Source organism: Streptomyces sp. NPDC000410 (genome assembly GCF_040300305.1).
Classification (GTDB): Bacteria; Actinomycetota; Actinomycetes; order Streptomycetales; family Streptomycetaceae; genus Streptomyces.
On the sequence record NZ_JBEPDM010000031.1, the window covers coordinates 1 to 17,947 of the forward strand.

General features: G+C 71.5%; 15 protein-coding genes and 1 rRNA gene. 5 read left to right on the forward strand and 11 right to left on the reverse strand.

Annotation, left to right across the window (positions count from 1 at the left end; all coding sequences use genetic code 11):
* Both rrf and ABT342_RS25795 read left to right on the forward strand, forming a co-directional pair.
* A 5S ribosomal RNA gene (rrf, locus tag ABT342_RS25790) occupies positions 1 to 90 on the forward strand; the annotation flags it as partial.
* 89 nt (positions 91 to 179) lie between these two features.
* Entirely contained in the window at positions 180 to 1,151 is a 972-nt protein-coding gene (locus tag ABT342_RS25795) for a helix-turn-helix domain-containing protein (protein ID WP_351578400.1), read from the forward strand.
* Between the two features lie 6 nt (positions 1,152 to 1,157).
* Here ABT342_RS25795 and ABT342_RS25800 read toward each other — a convergent pair whose 3' ends face one another.
* From ABT342_RS25800 to ABT342_RS25815, 4 genes are read right to left on the reverse strand one after another with little or no spacing between them, the layout of a single operon-like run.
* Complete coding sequence (locus ABT342_RS25800; RefSeq protein WP_351578403.1) at positions 1,158 to 1,832, reverse strand: response regulator; 675 nt, start codon at positions 1,830 to 1,832, stop codon at positions 1,158 to 1,160.
* Positions 1,829 to 3,094, reverse strand: a complete 1,266-nt coding sequence (locus ABT342_RS25805; RefSeq protein ID WP_351578406.1) for a sensor histidine kinase — start codon at positions 3,092 to 3,094, stop codon at positions 1,829 to 1,831. The genes ABT342_RS25800 and ABT342_RS25805 overlap by 4 nt, the downstream gene beginning before the upstream one ends.
* Before the next feature lie 31 nt (positions 3,095 to 3,125).
* A complete protein-coding gene (locus ABT342_RS25810; RefSeq protein ID WP_351578409.1) occupies positions 3,126 to 3,920 on the reverse strand; it encodes an ABC transporter permease in 795 nt (264 codons plus the stop codon).
* Positions 3,917 to 4,813, reverse strand: coding sequence for an ABC transporter ATP-binding protein (locus ABT342_RS25815; RefSeq protein WP_351578412.1), 897 nt, complete (start codon positions 4,811 to 4,813; stop codon positions 3,917 to 3,919). Before ABT342_RS25815 ends, ABT342_RS25810 begins: the two co-directional genes overlap by 4 nt.
* A 129-nt stretch (positions 4,814 to 4,942) precedes the next feature.
* Between ABT342_RS25815 and ABT342_RS25820 the strand changes: the two genes are divergently transcribed.
* Positions 4,943 to 5,551, forward strand: coding sequence for a GNAT family N-acetyltransferase (locus ABT342_RS25820; RefSeq protein WP_351578415.1), 609 nt, complete (start codon positions 4,943 to 4,945; stop codon positions 5,549 to 5,551).
* A gap of 211 nt (positions 5,552 to 5,762) precedes the next feature.
* Positions 5,763 to 9,122 carry a S8 family peptidase gene (locus ABT342_RS25825; RefSeq protein ID WP_351578418.1) on the forward strand — a complete coding sequence of 1,120 codons (3,360 nt, stop codon included), beginning with the start codon at positions 5,763 to 5,765 and terminating at the stop codon, positions 9,120 to 9,122.
* 119 nt (positions 9,123 to 9,241) lie between these two features.
* Here the strand turns inward: ABT342_RS25825 and ABT342_RS25830 are convergent, their stop codons facing one another.
* The 6 genes from ABT342_RS25830 to ABT342_RS25855 form a co-directional block, all read right to left on the reverse strand.
* Positions 9,242 to 10,705 carry a P-loop NTPase family protein gene (locus ABT342_RS25830; RefSeq protein ID WP_351578421.1) on the reverse strand — a complete coding sequence of 488 codons (1,464 nt, stop codon included), beginning with the start codon at positions 10,703 to 10,705 and terminating at the stop codon, positions 9,242 to 9,244.
* Between the two features lie 15 nt (positions 10,706 to 10,720).
* Complete coding sequence (locus ABT342_RS25835; RefSeq protein WP_351578424.1) at positions 10,721 to 12,160, reverse strand: ATP-binding protein; 1,440 nt, start codon at positions 12,158 to 12,160, stop codon at positions 10,721 to 10,723.
* A gap of 30 nt (positions 12,161 to 12,190) precedes the next feature.
* Positions 12,191 to 13,744 carry an SCO6880 family protein gene (locus ABT342_RS25840; protein ID WP_351578427.1) on the reverse strand — a complete coding sequence of 518 codons (1,554 nt, stop codon included), beginning with the start codon at positions 13,742 to 13,744 and terminating at the stop codon, positions 12,191 to 12,193.
* Entirely contained in the window at positions 13,741 to 15,135 is a 1,395-nt protein-coding gene (locus ABT342_RS25845; protein ID WP_351578430.1) for a TrbL/VirB6 family protein, read from the reverse strand. Before ABT342_RS25845 ends, ABT342_RS25840 begins: the two co-directional genes overlap by 4 nt.
* A complete protein-coding gene (locus tag ABT342_RS25850; protein WP_351578433.1) occupies positions 15,125 to 15,970 on the reverse strand; it encodes a hypothetical protein in 846 nt (281 codons plus the stop codon). The genes ABT342_RS25845 and ABT342_RS25850 overlap by 11 nt, the downstream gene beginning before the upstream one ends.
* Positions 15,971 to 16,161: 191 nt before the next feature.
* Positions 16,162 to 16,470, reverse strand: coding sequence for a DUF8827 family protein (locus tag ABT342_RS25855; protein ID WP_351578436.1), 309 nt, complete (start codon positions 16,468 to 16,470; stop codon positions 16,162 to 16,164).
* 341 nt (positions 16,471 to 16,811) lie between these two features.
* Here ABT342_RS25855 and ABT342_RS25860 point away from each other — a divergent pair, with 341 nt between their 5' ends.
* The gene (locus ABT342_RS25860) at positions 16,812 to 17,624 is read left to right on the forward strand and encodes an SAM-dependent methyltransferase (RefSeq protein ID WP_351578440.1); all 813 of its coding nucleotides are present in this window, start codon (positions 16,812 to 16,814) and stop codon (positions 17,622 to 17,624) included.
* Here the strand turns inward: ABT342_RS25860 and ABT342_RS25865 are convergent.
* Positions 17,621 to 17,947: a DUF397 domain-containing protein gene (locus ABT342_RS25865; protein WP_351578443.1), complete on the reverse strand. Its 327-nt coding sequence runs from the start codon at positions 17,945 to 17,947 to the stop codon at positions 17,621 to 17,623. The two genes, ABT342_RS25860 and ABT342_RS25865, sit on opposite strands and share 4 nt — an antisense overlap.

Sequence of the window (17,947 nt, forward strand, 5' to 3'; positions counted from 1 at the left end):
CCCGGTTACATTCCGAACCCGGAAGCTAAGCCTTTCAGCGCCGATGGTACTGCAGGGGGGACCCTGTGGGAGAGTAGGACGCCGCCGAACAAATTTTGGGCCGTGGCCCCTGGATTTCGATCCGGGGGCCACGGCCATTTTTGCGTTCTGGGGGCATGCGACCTTCTAAGCTGGGTGGCATGACTGAACGCCGACAAGCGGCCGAGGGAGAGCCGGACGGCCCTGAGGACGGCCGGCCGGCTCCTGAGGACGCTCAGACGCCAGCTGAATTCGTCGCGGTGATGCGACAGTTACGGCAGTGGGCGGACCTGAGCTATCGCCAGTTGGAACGGCGTGCCGAGGCAGCGGGCGATGTGCTGCCTCGTGCGACTCTCGCCGGCGCGCTGGGACGCCATGAGTTGCCGAGGGAAGAGCTCCTCTCGGCGTTCGTGCGCGCGTGCGGGGCTGACGACGAGACCGTGAAGTCGTGGATGCGGGCCCGCAAGCGACTTGCTGTAGGGCTTCCGCCGTCGGCCGTCGAGGAGAGTGACGGCGCGGATGAGCCGGTCGAGTCGGATGAGCCGGCCCTGGTCGAGCTGGATGAGCCAGATGAGCCGGACGAGGCACAGTCGTACGAGCCCGAACCCGAGCCCGAGCCGGCACCCGTGCCGGGGCAGGGCGACGCTCCGCGCGCGGCCAAGGTCCTGCGCTTTGTGCGGCGGCCCGTGGTGGTCGTCACCAGCAGCGCCGTAGCGGTCCTGCTTGCCGCAGCCGCCACGTTCGTCTCCTCCCCTCCCGATGAGGGACGCCGGGGTACGGGTCCGGGCGCGCCCGGCAAGGGCGGCACCACCCCCTCCGCGTCGGTGCCGTCCGTCCCCGCCCCGAGCAGCGTCGGGTCCGCCGTCCCCGTCACCGATCCGACCGGTTCCGGGAAGAAGGCCACCCGCCCCGCACCGCAGCGGACGCCGAAGGCCACGTCGTCGAAGTCTCCGGGGAAGACGACTCCACCGCCCGGGCGTGAGGATCCGCCACCGCAGTGGCCCACGCAGGACCCGCAGGACCCGCCTCCGTACGAACCCCCGGATCCGGCCCCGTCGTCCTCGTCGCCGACAGGTGGGGATCCGTTTCCCGAGGAGACCTGTTGGGACGCGACCGAGGACTGCGGGATGTGAGCGCGTTCAGGACGGGGTGACCAGCCGGGTGTCGTACGCCAGGATCACCGCCTGGATCCGGTCGCGGGAGCCCGTCTTCGCCAGGATGCGCGTGATGTGGGTCTTCACCGTGGATTCGGCGAGATGGAGGCGCTCGGCGATTTCCGTGTTCGTCCAGCCCTGACCGACGACCGTGAGGATCTCCCGTTCCCGTTCGGTCAGGTTCGCCAGCCGAGGGTCGGTCGGCGCGGGGGCGCCCGGTGCGGGTGGGGCGGACGGCAGGTGTTGGGCGTACGCGTCCAGGAGGCGGCGGGTGAGGCTCGGGGCGACCACCGCGTCGCCGCCGGCCACCGCGCGGATTCCGGAGAGGAGTTCCTCGGGCAGAGCGTCCTTGATCAGGAAGCCGCTCGCGCCGGCGCGCAGGCCTTCGTAGGCGTACTCGTCGAGGTCGAAGGTCGTCACCATCAGGACGCGGGTGCGGGCGCCGGCCGCGATGATGCGGCGGGTGGCCTCGATGCCGTCGAGGCCCGGCATGCGGATGTCCATCAGGGCGACGTCCGGGTGGTGCGCGGCGACCTGGCGCACGGCCTCGGTGCCGTTGGCGGCCTCGGCCACGACGGTCATGTCGTCCTGGCTCTCCAGGAGCATGCGGAACCCGAAACGCTGCATGGGCTGGTCGTCCGCTATGAGCACGGTCGTCACGAGGGGGTGTCCTCCAGGGGGATGCGCAGCCGGACCGCCCAGCCGCCGGCCGGCAGTGGGCCTGCGTCGAGTCTGCCGTCGTACAGGGCCGTGCGTTCGCGCATTCCCGTGATGCCCTGGCCGTCCGGGGGCGGATGTATGCGCGTGCCGGTGTTGGTGATCAGCGCGTCCAAGGACTTCCGGCCGTACGTCAGCGTCACATCCGCCGTGACGGTGTCCGTGCCCGCGTGCTTGAGCGCGTTCGTCAGGGCCTCCTGCACCACCCGGTAGACCGTCAGTTGGCGGCCGGGGGACGGGGAGAGGGCAGGGCGGCTGCCGTGGATCGTGAGGCGTACGGGAAGGCCCGCGCCGCGGACCCCGTCGATCAGGGCCTCCAGGCTGTCGAGCGTCGGCTGCGGGTCGCGCGAGGCGACGGCGTCGGGGGACTGTTCGCGCAGGACTCCCAGCAGGCGGCGGAGCTCCGACAGGGCCTGGCGGCTGGTGGTGCCGATGGCTTCCAGGGCTTGGGCGGCACGTTCGGGGTGCTGGGCGGCGGCGTACGATCCGCCGTCCGCGAGGCCGGTGATGACCGACAGGTTGTGGCCGATGATGTCGTGCATTTCCCTGGCGATACGGGTGCGTTCGGCGGCCGCCGCCAGCTGGGCCTGCTGGTCGCGTTCGACTTCGAGCTGCCGGGCGCGTTCCACCAGCGAGGACGTGTACTCCTTGCGGGTACGGACGGCGAGACCGAGGAGGGCGAGGAAGGCGAAGCCGTACATCGCCGGGACGAACTGCTGGTCCCAACTGCCCACCGGGTAACGGGTGGCGCCGACGGCGACCGGCACCGCCACGATGGCGCACGACCAGGTGAGCGTACGCAGCGGCAGGCGCAGCGCGATGTGGAAGATGGCGACCAGCTGGAGGAGCGAGGCCTGAAGGTGGGCGCCGGTCCAGGCGTTGGCCAGGGCGAACGGCAGCATGACCAGCAGGGTGGTGAGGGGCCGGGTGCGCCGCCACAGCAGTGGTACGCAGAAGCCGAGGGACATCGCGACGACCAGCGCCACCGGCACGTCCTGGTTGAAGGCGATGTTGCGCCAGCCGCCGGCGGCGTCGACGGCCGCCGCCGCCAGCCACAACCCGGTCAGGAGCAGGTCCCACACCAGGGGCCGGCGGCGGTCGTAGGCGCGGAGCCGTTCGGTGAGGCGGTTCAGTCGGCGGGTCAGCGGCTCGGCGCCCGCCGACCAGCCTTGTCCGCCCGGGTCCCTCGGGGCTTCTTCCGTCATGGGCACGTCGACATCCTCGTGCACAGGCCTCTCATACGTCCCGACGCTTCGTCAGCGCACCCGCTGTCACCAGCGTCACCGCCGCCGTCAGTACCAGTGCCAGCAGAGCGCCGCCCGGTGACGCCGCGCCCGCGGCCTGCTGGGTGGTGGTGAGGGCTTCGACCGCTCTGGCCGGGAAGTACGGGGCGGCGTCGCGGACGATGTCGTACGGAAGCATGGTCAGCACCTCCGGGAGGATCATGATCCCGCCGACGAAGGCGCCGATCGCGCCCGGTACCGAGCGGACCAGTGAGCCGAGGCCGAGGGCGATCAGACCGAGCAGCGTCAGGCCGGCGGCGCTGCCTGCCAGGGCCCGCAGCACACCGGGGTCGTTGAGCGAGGCCGCCTGGTCGGTGCCGGAGAAGAGGGTCTGGGCGGCGAGGAAGGTGGTGAGGTGGGTGAGGAACGTGACGGCGAAGGCGACCGAGCCGAAGACGGCGGCCTTGGACCACAGCACCGGTGTGCGGCGCGGTACGGCGGTCATCGAGGCGCGGATCATGCCGCCGGCGTGTTCGCCCGCGATGGTGAGGATGCCGAGGACGGCGATTGCCACTTGCGCGAACTGGGTGCCCATCAGGGTGATGACGACGACGTCCATGTCGGCGGCGTCGCCGCCGGGCTCGTAGGTCGCGCCCATCATCAGGCCCATGCCGAGCGTCAGCCCGCTCGCGGCCAGCAGGGTGATCCACGTCGAGCGCAGCGTCCACAGCTTGTGCCATTCGGAGCGCAGGACGCGGCCGGGGGTGATGCGGTACGTCTCAGGGGCGATGGGGGTCACGGTGATCATGCCGCGGCTCCTGTCAGGTCCATGAAGGCCTGTTCGAGCGAGGCCGTCAGCGGGGTGAGTTCGTGCAGCGGGATGGCGTGGGCGGCGGCCGTGCGGCCGATGTGCTCGCCGTCCGTGCCGCGCACCTCCAGCTCGCCCGGGGCGCGGGAGGTGATCTCGACGCCCGGTGCGGCGAGCAGCTCGGCGAGGGTCCCTGCCTCGGGGGAGACGACCTTCACGGCGTTCGCGCCCGAGGTCCGTACGAAGTCCTCGACCGTCGTCTCGGCGAGGAGCCGGCCGCGGCCGATGATGACCAGATGCTCGGCCGTGAGCGCCATTTCGCTCATGAGGTGGGACGAGACGAAGACGGTGCGGCCCTCGGCGGCCAGGGACTTGAGGAGCGTACGGATCCACAGGACGCCCTCCGGGTCGAGCCCGTTGACCGGTTCGTCGAGGATCAGGGTGGCCGGGTCGCCGATCAGCGCCGCCGCGATGCCGAGGCGCTGGCCCATGCCGAGGCTGAAGCCCTTGGTGCGGCGGTGGGCGGCGTCGGCCAGGCCGACGGTTTCCAGGACTTCCGTGACGCGGGAGCGCGGGATGCCGTGGGTGTGGGCGAGCGCGCGGAGGTGGTGGTGGGCGGTGCGGCCCGGATGGACGGAACGGGCCTCCAGCAGCGCGCCGACCTGGGTCAGCGGGGCGCGGTGGGCTGCGTAGGCGCGGCCGCCGACGGTGGCGCGGCCCCGGGTCGGGGCGTCGAGGCCGAGGAGCATGCGCATGGTGGTGGACTTGCCCGCCCCGTTGGGGCCCAGGAACCCGGTGACCGTGCCGGGGCGGACGGTGAAGGAGAGGTCCTGGACGACGGTTCTGCCGGTTCGGCCGCCGTACCGTTTGGTGAGTTCGTATGCCCTGATCATGTCGTCGACGCTACGGAGCGGGCGGGGGCGGGGCGTCCGACCGTGGGCGGGAGCGGGGCGCGGGGGGTCGTACCGGGGTACGACGGAATTCCGTTGTCGGGTGTGGGCCGGGCGGGCCAGTATCGGCGGATGGACTACGTCATCCGGCCCGTACGCGCCGACGAGTGGGAGAAGGTCCGCGAGGTTCGCCTCGCCGCCCTCCAGGACCCGGCCGCGCCGCTGGCCTTCCTCGATACGTACGAGCAGGCCGCGGTCCGGCCGGCGGAGCACTGGCAGGAGCGTACGAGTGCCGCGGCGGCGGGGGTGAGGTCCCGGCAGTTCATCGCCGAGGGGCCCGACGGGCGGTGGGACGGGACGGTCACCGTGCTCGTCGAGCGGGTGGGCGACGACCTGCGGTTCGGGGCGGCGGCGCGGGTCGACCAGACGCATGTGGTGGGGGTGTTCGTACGGCCCGGGGCGCGCGGCGGCGGGCTGGCCGATGAGCTTTTCCGGGCGGCGGTCGAGTGGTCGTGGTCGCTGGAGGAGCCGTGGATCGAGCGGGTACGGCTGTATGTGCACGAGCGCAACGCACGGGCCTCCGCCTTCTACCGGAGGATCGGATTCACCGCGTCCGGGGAGACGATGCCGAAGCCCGGTGATCCCTCGGCGCGCGAGGTGGAGTACGAGATCCGGCGCCCGGCGGGGCGGCGTGGGCACCTGGATGCCGGGGAGGGCGGGGGCTCACGCGGGGTGGGGTGAACGGAGGTTCGGTGGCCCGGGTGTCGTGGACACGCGGGGGGCCGACACCGACCGGGGCCGTCGGCTGACCGCTTGTCAGTTCGAGGCTTTCGGTGCGTCTCTCCCTTGCCTCCCTCCACCGATTTGTGAGTGCCGCCGAGAACCGGACGCGTCCCGACGTGCGTGATACCGGAGAACGCGTTGGCATGCACACGGGGGCGGGGGAACGCGAGTGGGATCAACAGCACGCGCGAGAACGGCGGCACTGGCCGCCGTGGTGGCCGGGGCGCTGGCCATGGGAGCGGCATCGGCCGGCGGCCAGGCGGCGCAAGCCGCCGGCTCCGCCGCGCATGAGGGGGCGAAGGCCCCGGCGAAGGCGAAGCCACCGGCGACCGTCACGCTGATCACCGGCGACCGCGTGGTCGTCGGCTCCGACGACCGGGTGGTCCGGCTCGTGCGCGGCAAGAGTCGCGAGGGGATCGGCTTCTCGGTGCGGCGCCAGGCCGGCCACGCGTACGTGATCCCGCAGGACGCCCTGCGCCTGGTCGCCGACGGCGTGCTCGACCAGCAGCTCTTCGACGTCGCGCAGCTGGTCAGGGACGGGTACGACGACGCTCACCGCACCACGCTGCCGCTGATCGTCGGCTACCGGCAGGACGGCGCCGAAGCAAGGGCCTCCACCGCCGCCGACGACCCGTTCGCGGGCGTGGTCGTCCGGGAGCGCCGTGCGCTGCCCGCGGTCGGCGGCGAGGCCTTCGAGGCGCCCAAGGCCGGTGCGCCGGCGCTGTGGGCGGCCGTCACCGGCCGCTCCAAGGCGCGTACGGCAGGCGGTACGGCCGCTCCCGCACGGCCCGTCGCCCACGTCTGGCTGGACGCGAAGGTCCGGGGCTCCCTGGCCGAGAGCGTGCCGCAGATCGGTGCGCCCGCGATGTGGAAGTCGGGCTACACCGGCAAGGGCGTCACGGTGGCGGTCCTGGACTCGGGCGTGGACGAGACCCACCCGGACCTCAGGGGCGTCGAGATCGCGCAGAAGAACTTCAGCGAATCCCCCGACGTCAAGGACCGCTTCGGGCACGGCACGCACGTGGCCTCCGTCATCGCCGGGAGCGGTGCGAAGTCCGACGGCCGCTACACGGGCGTGGCGCCCGGCGTGAAGCTGCTGGACGGCAAGGTCCTGGACGACGACAACATGGGATCGACCTCGAACATCGTCGCCGGCATGCAGTGGGCCGTCGACCAGGGCGCGAAGATCGTCAACCTGAGTCTGGGCTCCCTCGACACCCCGGGGGTCGACCCGAAGGAAGCGGCCATCGCCCGGCTCTCCGACAAGGCCCTGTTCGTGGTGGCCGCGGGCAACTCCGGCGCCGGGCCCCGCACGCTCTGGTCGCCCGGCAGCGCCCCCGCGGCACTCACCGTCGGCGCCGTGGACAAGCAGGAACAGATCGCCGACTTCTCCAGCCGCGGTCCGAACCTCGACGGTACGCCCAAGCCGGACATCACCGGCCCCGGCGTGGACATCACCGCCGCTCTGACCACGCAGAACGAACTGCCCCCGAGTGAGGACTACGTTCCGCTCTCCGGCACGTCGATGGCCACCCCGCACGTCGCGGGCGCCGCAGCCCTGGTGCTCCAGCAGCACCCGGACTGGAGCGGAGCCCGGCTGAAGGCGCTCCTGACCGGTTCGGCCAAGCCCAACCCGCTGCTGAACGCCCATCAGCAGGGCGCGGGCCGGGTGGACCTGGCGCGCGCCGCCACCGCCTCGGTCGCCTCCGAGCCGGGCTCCCTCGGCTTCGGCACGCACGCCTGGCCGCACGCCGACGACAAGCCGGCCGCCAAGACCCTCACCTACCGCAACTACGGCACCCAGGCCGTCACCCTGAAGCTGAGCGCCTCCGGGACCGACCCGGCGGGCCGCCCGGCCCCGGACGGCATGTTCACCGTCAAGGACGCCCAGCTCACCGTTCCGGCCGGCGGCACCGCGAAGACCACCGTCACCGCCGACACCCGCAAGGGCACCGTCGACGGCGTCTTCGGCGGCTCCGTGCTGGCATCGGGAGGCGGCCAGGAGGTACGCACCGGTCTCGTGGTCGAACGGGAGGTGGAGTCGTACGACGTCACGGTGCGGCACATCGACGCCGACGGGGCGAACCCGCCCACCTACGCGACGATGGTCACCCCGGTCGGCGGTCACGGCGCGCGCATCGAGCTCCCTTACCGCGCGAACGGCACGGTGGTCCAGCGGCTGCCCAAGGGCACGTACCAACTGGAGAGCATGGTCTTCGCCAAGGACAACGAGCTGGGCTTCTTCGTCCAGCCGGTTCTGCGGGTGACCGGGAACGTCGCGGTCACCCTCGACTCCCGCAAGGCGAAGCCGTTCGCCGTGAAGGTCCCGGATCCGGCCGCGAAGCTCGTCACCTCCACCGTCGGGTACGACGACGAGGCCACGGGCGCGTCCAACACCTGGTCCAGCAACGGCGTGCCGCCGATGCGCACCGCCGCCCTCGGCCCGGCGTCCGACACGATGCGGGCCCAGTTCATCGGGGTGTGGAAGAACCCCGGCGCGGCCGGCAAGAACGTCGACTACCGGCTCGCCTTCCACCGCAAGGGGAGCTTCTTCACCGGCCTGACCCGCACCGTCACCCGGGCCGATGTCGCCGAGGTGAAGCTCGGCTTCGGCGCCTCCGTCACCGGGGCGAAGGGCCAGGTCCTCATCACGCCGATGGACGAGCGCGGGATGACCGTCGGCACCCAGGAACCGCTGGAGCAGAAGCTTCCGCAGGCCACCACGCACTACCTCAGCACGACCGGCGTGCGATGGTCCTGGTCGGCCACGCAGCTCAACGCCGGCGGCGAGGAGCGCATGCAGTACACGAAGGAGTGGGTGGCCTACCGGCCGGGCTCCAGCCACACGCTGAGGTTCAACACCGGTGTGGTCGGCCCCGATCTCGCGGCGGGGAGCCCGGAACAGCAGGGCGCCGAGCGGACCGGCGACCACATCAGTGCCAGGATCCCGCTGTTCAACGACGGCAGCGGCAACCCGGGGTCCTCGGTCGTCACCAGCGGCTTCGCCCGGCTGGAATCCGGTGGGCGGATCCTCGGCGAGGGCTCGGCCACGGACTGGCTGAGCACCGAAGTTCCCGCCGCATCGGCCGTGTACCGCCTGACGGTCGCGGCGAGCCGCTCCGCCGAGGACACCTCCACCAGCACGAAGGTGGCAGGGGTGTGGACGTTCACCTCGGCCCGGCCGGCGTCGGACGGCACGGCCAGGCTGCCCCTGTCGACGGTGCGGCTCGCGCCGAAGCTGAGCCTGCACGGGACGGCTCCGGCGGGCAGCACGCTCACGGTGCCGCTGAAGCTGAGCGGCGCGGCCGCCGCGGCCGGACAGGTCGCCGCCCTGACCGTGAACGTCTCCTACGACGGCGGCCGGACCTGGCAGCCGCTCACCGTGACGACCGACGCGAAGGGGGCGCGCTCGGTGAGCGTGAAGCACCCGGCGACCGCCAAGGCCGTGTCCTTCCGGGTGGACCTGAAGGACAAGGGCGGCAACACCGTGCGCGAGACGATCACGAACGCCTACCGGCTCGCTCCGTGAGGTGACCCCGCGACGTTGACCCTCCGACGGTGGCCGTGGCACGGCGCCAGGGCCGTCACGAAGGCGATGACGACAACCGGCGCCGGTGCTCAGCAGATGGTGACAACCGGCGCCGGCGCTCAGGAGCTGAAGGTCTGCTCCGGCCAGCGGGACCGGGCCTGTTCGCGGGAGCGGAGCAGGACGAGCGTGGGCAGGCCCTGGTCCTGGCCGCCTGCCAGCAGCTCCGGGAGCTGGGGGAGCGGGGCCACGGCGGCGATGTCGTCGAGGACGAGGGTGAGTGGTGGGTCGAGCCGACCGTCGGATGACCGTGCGGCCATGCGGCGGCCGTGCTCGACCACGCTTGAGGCGAGGGCGGTGAGCAGCGGCATCGCGCCGGGGCGGCTGCGCGGATCCTCGATTGCTTCACCCACCACATAAAGCGTGCCCGCCTCGGCCACGAATGATTCCAGGGCGAGCGAATCGGCTCGGTTGGGCGTGCAGGCCTCGCGGATGTGGATCGAGGCCAGGCAGGCGAGGGCACGGGCCGTCAGTTCCTGGGCGGTCTCGCGCCGTTCGGGATGCGCGGTGAGCGCGGATTCGAGGAGCCCGGCGAACCCGGAGGCGGCCTTGGGGTGGGTACGGAGGATACGTACGGGCTCATGGGCGCCGCTGCCCTGGGCCCACCGGTGGACCTGCTTGAACGGGCGGCCGTCCACGGCGGCGGCGTGCAGCCAGCAGCGCAGCAGCGTCTCGGCGGTGTCGGCGACGGCCGCGTCGATGCGGGCGTGGGGACGTACGGGCGCGAGGAGCGCGACGGCGCGGGCGGCGGCGGCGACCGGGTCCTCGCAACCGGTGGTGGGGGACCAGTGGACGCGGGCGGGGGTGTCGCAGAGGTGGCCGGGGTCGTAGACGAGGACGGGGCCGAGTTTGGCGCGGGCGTCCTTGGTGTCCGCCCAGACGGTGGGGTCGGAGGTGACGACGAGGGCGGGGCCGTCGGCGTCCTGGATGGCCTGGAGGGTGGAGGGGCGGCGGGTGGGCGGGTCGCCGTAGAGGATGTGGGGGGCCGGGGAGGGGGTGCGGGGTTCGCGGGGGGCGGGGACCGTGGGCTCCGCCTGGGGAGGGGTGCTCTCCTGCACGATCGTGGTGGCGGGGACCGGGGCCGGGTGGGGCTCCATGCGTTCCGCGTGGGCGGGCGCGGCCGGGACGTACTCGCGCGGGGCCCGGCCCGCGGCCCGTCGCCGGGCCCGTACCGCACGCCACCGCGCCAGCGTCCCCACGACGAAGACCGCGAGGACCACCAGCACCATCAGCTCACCGATGAGCAGCCCCCAGAACAGGCCGTACCCGGAGAGCTGCCCCGCCGGGGTCCCCGGCCAGGCGCCCGGCAGGTCCTGCGGCTGCGCCACCAGGCCGCGCACGGCCACCGGCGTGTTCCCGAAGGTCACCCCGTCCGGCCACGCCCCGTGCGCGAGGAGCCCCGCCAGGCCCGTCGCCGACCAGACCAGCACGGTCAGGCCGAGCAGCAGGGCCAGCAGGGCCACCAGCAGGCCGTCCGGGACGCCGCCGCGTGCCTCGCGGGGGCGGTCGTCGCGAGCCGTCGCCATCGCCTGCGCCCCCGCCTACGCCACCGTCGACTCGGACGAGTCGCGTTGGTGATGGCGCTGTTGCTGCTGCTCGATGAGGGCCGCGCGCTGTTCCGCCTCCCACTCCGCCGCTCGTACGTCCTCCGGCAGATCGTCGGACAGCCCGTCGGCCGGCGAGGACTCCGTCATCGCCCGGTCCGTGTAGACCAGTGGTCGTTCCGCCTCGGTCACCAGGTGCTTGACCACCTGGACGTTGCCGTTGACGTCCCACACCGCGATACCGGGCGTGAGGGTCGGGATGATCTCGACCGCCCACCGGGGCAGCCCGAGCACCCGCCCGGTGGCCCGTGCCTCGTCGGCCTTCTGGGCGTAGATCGTCCGGGTCGAGGCCATCTTGAGGATCGCCGCGGCCTCCCGGGCCGCCGCCCCGTCCACCACGTCGGAGAGGTGGTGGACGACGGCCACGAAGGACAGACCGAGCCGTCGGCCGAACTTGAGCAGCCGCTGGAAGAGCTGGGCGACGAAGGGGCTGTTGATGATGTGCCAGGCCTCCTCGACGAGGAAGATGCGCTTCTTCCGGTCGGGGCGGATCCAGGTGTGCTCCAGCCACACGCCCACGATCGCCATCAGGATCGGCATCGCGATCGAGTTGCGGTCGATGTGGGAGAGGTCGAAGACGATCAGCGGCGCGTCGAGGTCGATGCCGACGGTCGTCGGCCCGTCGAACATGCCGCGCAGGTCACCGTCGACCAGCCGGTCCAGTACGAGCGCGACGTCCAGGCCCCAGGCCCGTACGTCGTCTATGTCGACGTTCATCGCCTCCGCCGACTCGGCCTCGGGATGGCGCAGTTGCTCGACGATGTCGGTCAGGACGGGCTGGCGGTCGGTGATCGTCTCGGTGACGTAGGCGTGCGCGACCTTGAGGGCGAAGCCGGCCCGCTCGTCGAGGCCGTGCCCCATCGCGACCTCGATGATGGTGCGCAGCAGCGCCAGCTGGCCGGTGGTGGTGATGGACGGGTCGAGGGGGTTGAGCCGGATGCCGCCGTCCAGGGCGGCCATCGGGTCGAGCCGGATGGGAGTTATTCCCAGCTCCTGGGCGATGAGGTTCCACTCGCCGACGCCGTCCTCGCCCTGCGCGTCGAGCACGACGACCTGCCGGTCGCGGAAGCGCAGCTGGCGCAGGACGTACGTCTTCTCCAGCGCGGACTTGCCGTTGCCGGACTCGCCGAGCACCAGCCAGTGCGGGGCGGGGAGCTGCTGGCCGTAGAGCTGGAAGGGGTCGTAGATGTAGCCCTTGCCGCTGTAGACCTCGCGCCCGATGATCACGCCCGAGTCGCCGAGTCCTGGCGCGGCGGTCGGCAGATAGACGGCCTGGGCCTGGCCCGTGGACGTACGCACGGGCAGCCGCGTCGTCTCGACCTTCCCGAAGAGGAAGGACGTGAACGACTCGGTGAGGACGGAGAGCGGATCTCGCATCGGATTCAGGGCCCCTATCGGCGCGCGGCGCTATCGGCGGATGCCGGTCGCGAACGGCAGTGTGTTCACAAAGGCCCGGTGGTGTTCGCGGTCGCACCACTCCAGCTTCAGATACGACTTGCCGGCCGAGGCCCTGATCGTGCGCTTGTCCCTGGCCAGGGCCTCGGGCGTACGCGACGACACAGTGATGTACCCGACAAGGTTGACGCCTGCCGCGCCACTGGCGAGATCTTCACCCCGCTGGTCGAGCCTGCCGTGCGCGGCGATGTCGCGGGGGTCCACGGTGCGGTTCATCTTGGCGGCGCGGCTCGCCTCGGCCTCGTCGTTGGTCTTCTCGGTCAGCATCCGCTCGATGGCGACCTCGGTGGGTTCGAGGTCCATCGTGACCGCGACCGTACGGATCACGTCCGGGGTGTGGACGAGCAGCGGGGCGAGGAAGTTGACGCCGACCGGGGTCATCGGCCACTCCTTCACCCAGGCGGTGGAGTGGCACCAGGGGGCGCGGGTGGACGACTCGCGGGTCTTGGCCTGGAGGTACGTCGGCTCCATCGCGTCCAGCTCGGCGGGCCACGCGTTGCGCTTCGTCATCGCCTGGATGTGGTCGATGGGGTGGTCCGGGTCGTACATCGAGTGCACGAGGGAGGCGAGCCGGCCCTGGCCGAGGGGCTGGCGTACGCGGATGTCGGCCTCGGCGAGGCGGGCGCAGATGTCGGTGAGCTCGCGGGCCATGACGACGGCGAGGCCCGCGTCCTTGTCGAGCCTCTTCGCGCCGGAGGCCTGGCGGGCGGCGCGGGCCATGGCGTGGGCCTCGGCGGCCAGTTCGCGGCTGTAGTGCATGCAGGCGACGAGGTACGCGCGGTGCTGCTCGCTGGAGGTCGACACCATCGACTGGAGCTGCTCGTACGACTGCTGGAGCCAGGTGGGGGAGTTCGCGTCGCCGCGCTGGGCGACGTCCTTGGCGTGCGCGTCGGGGTCGGCGGGCAGGGTGCGGGCCAGCATCTGAAGGCGGGTCACGAAGCCGTCGCCGTTGGCCACGTGCTTCAGCAGGGTGCCGAAACGGTCCACCAGGGCTTCCTGGTCCTCGCTGTCGCGCAGGCCGACGCCCGGTCCCTCGATCTCGATCGCGGCGGTGACGGTACGGCGGTCGGCGTGCAGGAGGACGGCGATCTCGTCCGGACCGAAGGGCGCGGCGAGCCAGTTGATCCGGCCGATGCCCGGCGGCGGGCCGATCTCGACCTCGCGGCCGTCGATGCGGGTGCCGGACTCCATGGCGGCGGAGCGGTAGGTGGTGCCTCGGCGCAGGCTCCGCTTGTAGGAACGGTTGATCTCGAACCAGCGGTAGAAGGTGCGCTGTTTGTACGGGACGTACACGGCGGCCAGCGCGAGCATCGGGAAGCCCGTGAGCAGCGCGATCCGCAGCGGCAGGAGGGGGACCAGCAATCCGCTCATCATGCCGAGGAACGCGCCGGCGATGATCAGGGCGATCTCGCCGGTCTCGCGGTTCTTGCCGACGATCGCGTTCGGCCGGGCCCGGCCGATCAGATACGTGCGGCGGGGCGCGATGGGCTGGGACTGCGTCGTCAACGCCCTCCCCCTCCTGTGTTCCCTGTGGTTCCGGTGCCGCGGTTGGTGCGGCTGCTGTGCGGGGTGCCCGCGGTGGGGCTGGTGCTGCTACGAGGCGGAGGTGCGGCGGAGGGGACAGTTCCGCCGCCGACCCCGCCCCCGGTTCCGATGCCGCCTCCGCCGCCGCCGATGCTGCCGCGTGAGCTGTGGGCGGCGACCCCGCTGGTGACCGCGTTCGCGGGGCGGGGGGCACCGCCGCCGCCTCCGCCCTGCTGGTCGCTGCGGGTGGAGTGGGTCTTGATCCCCTGCGAGACCAGGCTGGCGGGGGAGCTGATGACCGCGGCGGCCTTGTTCTCCGCGCCGCCCTGGACGCGGTTGTTCCGGGAGGCGATGATCTCGTCGCCGAAGCCCGGGACAAAACGGTAGATCATCGCGGACGCGAAGATCGCCAGGAGGATGATGGCGAGGCCTGTGACGACGGCGGACATGGCGTCCGGCCCGTCATCGGTGGCGAGCGCCCCGGCGAGGCCGACCACGATCACGATGACCGGCTTGACCAGGATCACCGCGATCATGATCCCGGCCCAGCGGCGTACGTGCCCCCACAGGTTCTTGTCGACGAGGCCCGCGTACACGACGACTCCGAGTAGCGCGCCGACGTAGAGCAGGATCGCCCGGATGAACAGTTCCAGGAACAGGATGCCCGCGGCGAGCACGGTCACGAGGGACACGATGATCAGCATGATCGGCCCGCCGCCGATGTCGTCGCCCTTCTGGAGCGCCTGTTTGAAGGTCCCGAAGAAGGCGTCCGTCTGGCTGCCCGTGCCGGACGCGATGACCTCGGTGATCGCGTCGGTCGCGGAGACGACCGTGTAGAGGATGAGCGGCGTGAAGGCCGAGGCCAGGACCGTCAGCCAGAGGAACCCGATCGCCTCGGACATGGCCGTCATGAGCGGGACGCCCCGGATGGCGCGCTTGGCGACGGCCAGCAGCCAGAGGAGGAGGGTGAGGAAGGTGGCGGCGGCGAAGACGATGGCGTACTGGGTGCGGAAGGTGGCGTTGGTGAAGTCCACGGTGGCGGTGGAGTTCAGGGTCTTGGAGAGGTAGTCGACGACCCACACGGCGGCGTCGGCGCAGCCCTTGGCCAGGGAGGCGAGGGGGTCGAGGGCGGTGGTGGGGTCGTCGATGGAGGGGGCACGGCGGGCGGGGCCGGTGCCGGCTTCGCCGGTTTCGCAGTAGTCGCGGGCGGGGCCGGCGATCAGCTCGCAAGGGTCGCTGCTCTGGCCGGGTGTCGGGGTGGGGCTTGGAGTCGGTGCCGCGATGGCCCGGGTGGCGAACAGGATCAGCGCGGCCTGGACGGCTGCCAGAGCCGCCAGGATCGAGAAGGGGCGGCGGGGGGCACTAGCGGGCATACGTGAACCCTCCGAATTCCTCGACCGCGCCAGCAATCTCGTCGGACCCCGAAACGGGGTTGTCTCCGGTCACGGGAGTCGGGCCGGTCTTCTGGCTCGTCTCCAGGACCTTCCAGTCGGAGCCGTTCCACTTCAGCTTCACGGTCACTGTGAACCAGCCGCTCGTCACCGGCTTGGTGGACTGCTCGCCGGTCAGCCCGAACAGGCCGACGCACCACACGTCTACCTCGGCCGCGTTGCTGGTGAAGTTGTTGACCTTCGCGCCCGCCGGGAGCGTGCGGTTTACGAACGTCGCCCCGGCAGGAGCGCTGCCGTCCGCCTTGAGGCCGATCTGGGCCAGGAAAGCCGGCGAGTAGTCGGCGTCGAATCCGGACTGGAGCTCGCTCCTGGTGCTGGAATCGGCGATGGAGTCCACGATGTCGTGACGGGACTGTTCGTTGAACATGCCGTCAGAACCGAGCGCCACCGCGTAGTTCGCCGCCGCACTCTGCGCCCCCTGCTCATCCCGCGCGAACCCCGCCGGAATCTGCCCGTTCTTCCCCGCCACCGGCCGCACCCCCGTCGCCGCCGTCGGCTCCGACTGCGGGCCCTTCGCGGTGCTGCCGCCGCCGGACTCCTCCTCGCCGCCCCCCCGATTGGCGAACGCGATCGCCGCGATCAGCAGCACCACCACGCCCACCACGGTGATGAGGGAGCGCGAGCTGCGTACGGGCCGCCGGGCGCCCCCGTAGACGTCGCCGCTGCCGCCGCCGTCCGGGAGCCGGGTACGGGTCTGGCCCGTACCGCCCATGCCTCCGCCCCCGCCGAAGTCGTCGTTCTCGTCGCCGAAGCTCATGCCGTGCACGCCCCCTCAGCCGTGTGCGGTGCCGCGCCATATCCGTAATAGGACGGTAGTAGCAGCCGTGCTGGTTCCCGCGCGGGCGCGGTGTGGTGACTCGACATCAGGGGGACGCAACCTCTGCCGGTGGGCACGACGGGCGGATGGGCTCGGGGGCGGGTGGAGTAGTCGGGTGGTGCGACGGGACGTCAGACAGCCATTCCGTACACAATCGTGAAAAGGGTCCCCAATGACCCGATGATGAAGACTCCGGTCAGCCCGGCGACGATCAGGCCCTTGCCCTGTTCCGCGCTGAACGTGTCGCGCAGCGCCGTCGCGCCGATGCGCTGCTTCGCCGCGCCCCAGATCGCGATGCCCAGGCAGAGCAGGATGGCTACCGCCATCACGACCTCGATCATCACGCGAGCCTCGTTACCCAGGCCCCCGAAAGGCCCCCAGTTCGGGGCGATTCCACCGATGATGGTTGTGATGTCACCCTTCTCGGCTGCCAGGATCATGTAACTCACCGCCCCTGTCGGGTAGTTCGACGCCCCTGCCCCACGGCACGGGTCACCCTCTATCTTCGCTGATGAAATCGGTCTCGTGCGCCGACTTGCCCGGTCTCTTTACCCGACTCTCGCACAGCTGACCGACCCGGCCACCATGACCTGCGGCGGTGGCGGGCTGGTCCTGCGCGAAGAAGCGTATGGTCACTCTGTGTATCACGGTGCGTGACCCCGAGCAATGACTGTCGTTATGCCACCTCTGTGGGTGATCCATGCGGCGAGCCCCCTGGAGTGCATACGCCGAACGGGCCAACTCCACCCCTCGCCCGCCCGGTTCGAACTAGCTTGGCCGCATGACACATGCGACCACGCCCGGCCCGGACAGCCGTATCGACACCTCCCGCCCGCACACCGCCCGTATCTGGAACTACTGGACCGGCGGCAAGGACAACTACGAGGTGGACCGGGAGGCGGGTGACCAGATCCGGAACCTTCACCCCGGTATAGGGGAGTACGCCATCGCCGACCGGCGTTTCCTGGGGCGCGCGGTGCGGTATCTCGCCGCCGAGGCGGGCATCCGGCAGTTCCTCGACATCGGTACGGGGCTGCCGAGCGCGGACAACACCCACGAGGTGGCCCAGCGCGTCGCGCCCGAGTCGCGGATCGTGTACGTGGACAACGACCCGCTCGTCCTCGCGCACGCCCGCGCGCTGCTGACCAGTACGCCCGAAGGCAGGACGGACTACCTCGACGCCGACCTCCGCGATGTGGACGCGATCCTGGGGCAGGCCGAGAAGACGCTCGACCTCAGCCGGCCGGTGGGGCTCATGCTGCTGGGCGTGGTCATCTTCATCGAGGGTGACGAGGAGTCGTCCGGGCTCGTACGCCGCCTCATGGACGCCCTTCCGTCCGGCAGCCACCTCGTCCTGTCCCACACCATCACCAGCCCCGCGATGCCGGACGTGGACGCGGCGGTCGCGTTCTGGAACGAGCACGGCACGCCCCGGCTCACCCAGCGCACGCCCGAGCGCGTCGCGCGCTACTTCGACGGCCTGGAACTGCTGGAGCCGGGGGTTGTCTCCTGCAACCGCTGGCGCCCGGACGCGCGCGTCGTCGGGGAGCCGGAGGAGGTCGCGATGTACTGCGGCGTGGGCCGCAAGCCCTAGCCTTCCGCGACCAGGTGGTCGAACTCGCCGGCCCGTACGCCCAGGACGAAGGCGTCCCACTTCTCGCGGGTGGTCGTGACGACGTCGGCGTCGCCTCCTTGGAGCCGGACGACGTCTCCGGGGCCGTACGCCACGTCACCGCCGCCCCCGGCCCTGATCGTGCGGAGCAGCTCCGCGAACGCGTCGGGGGCGAGGGTGACGATGCCGCGTGAGGGGTCGGCGCTTTCGGTGAGCTTGACCGTGCGATCGGCTGCGCGGGCGACGTGTATGCAGGATTCGCCTTCGCCGCAGTACGACGACTTCTGCCAGTTGTCGGGGAGCAA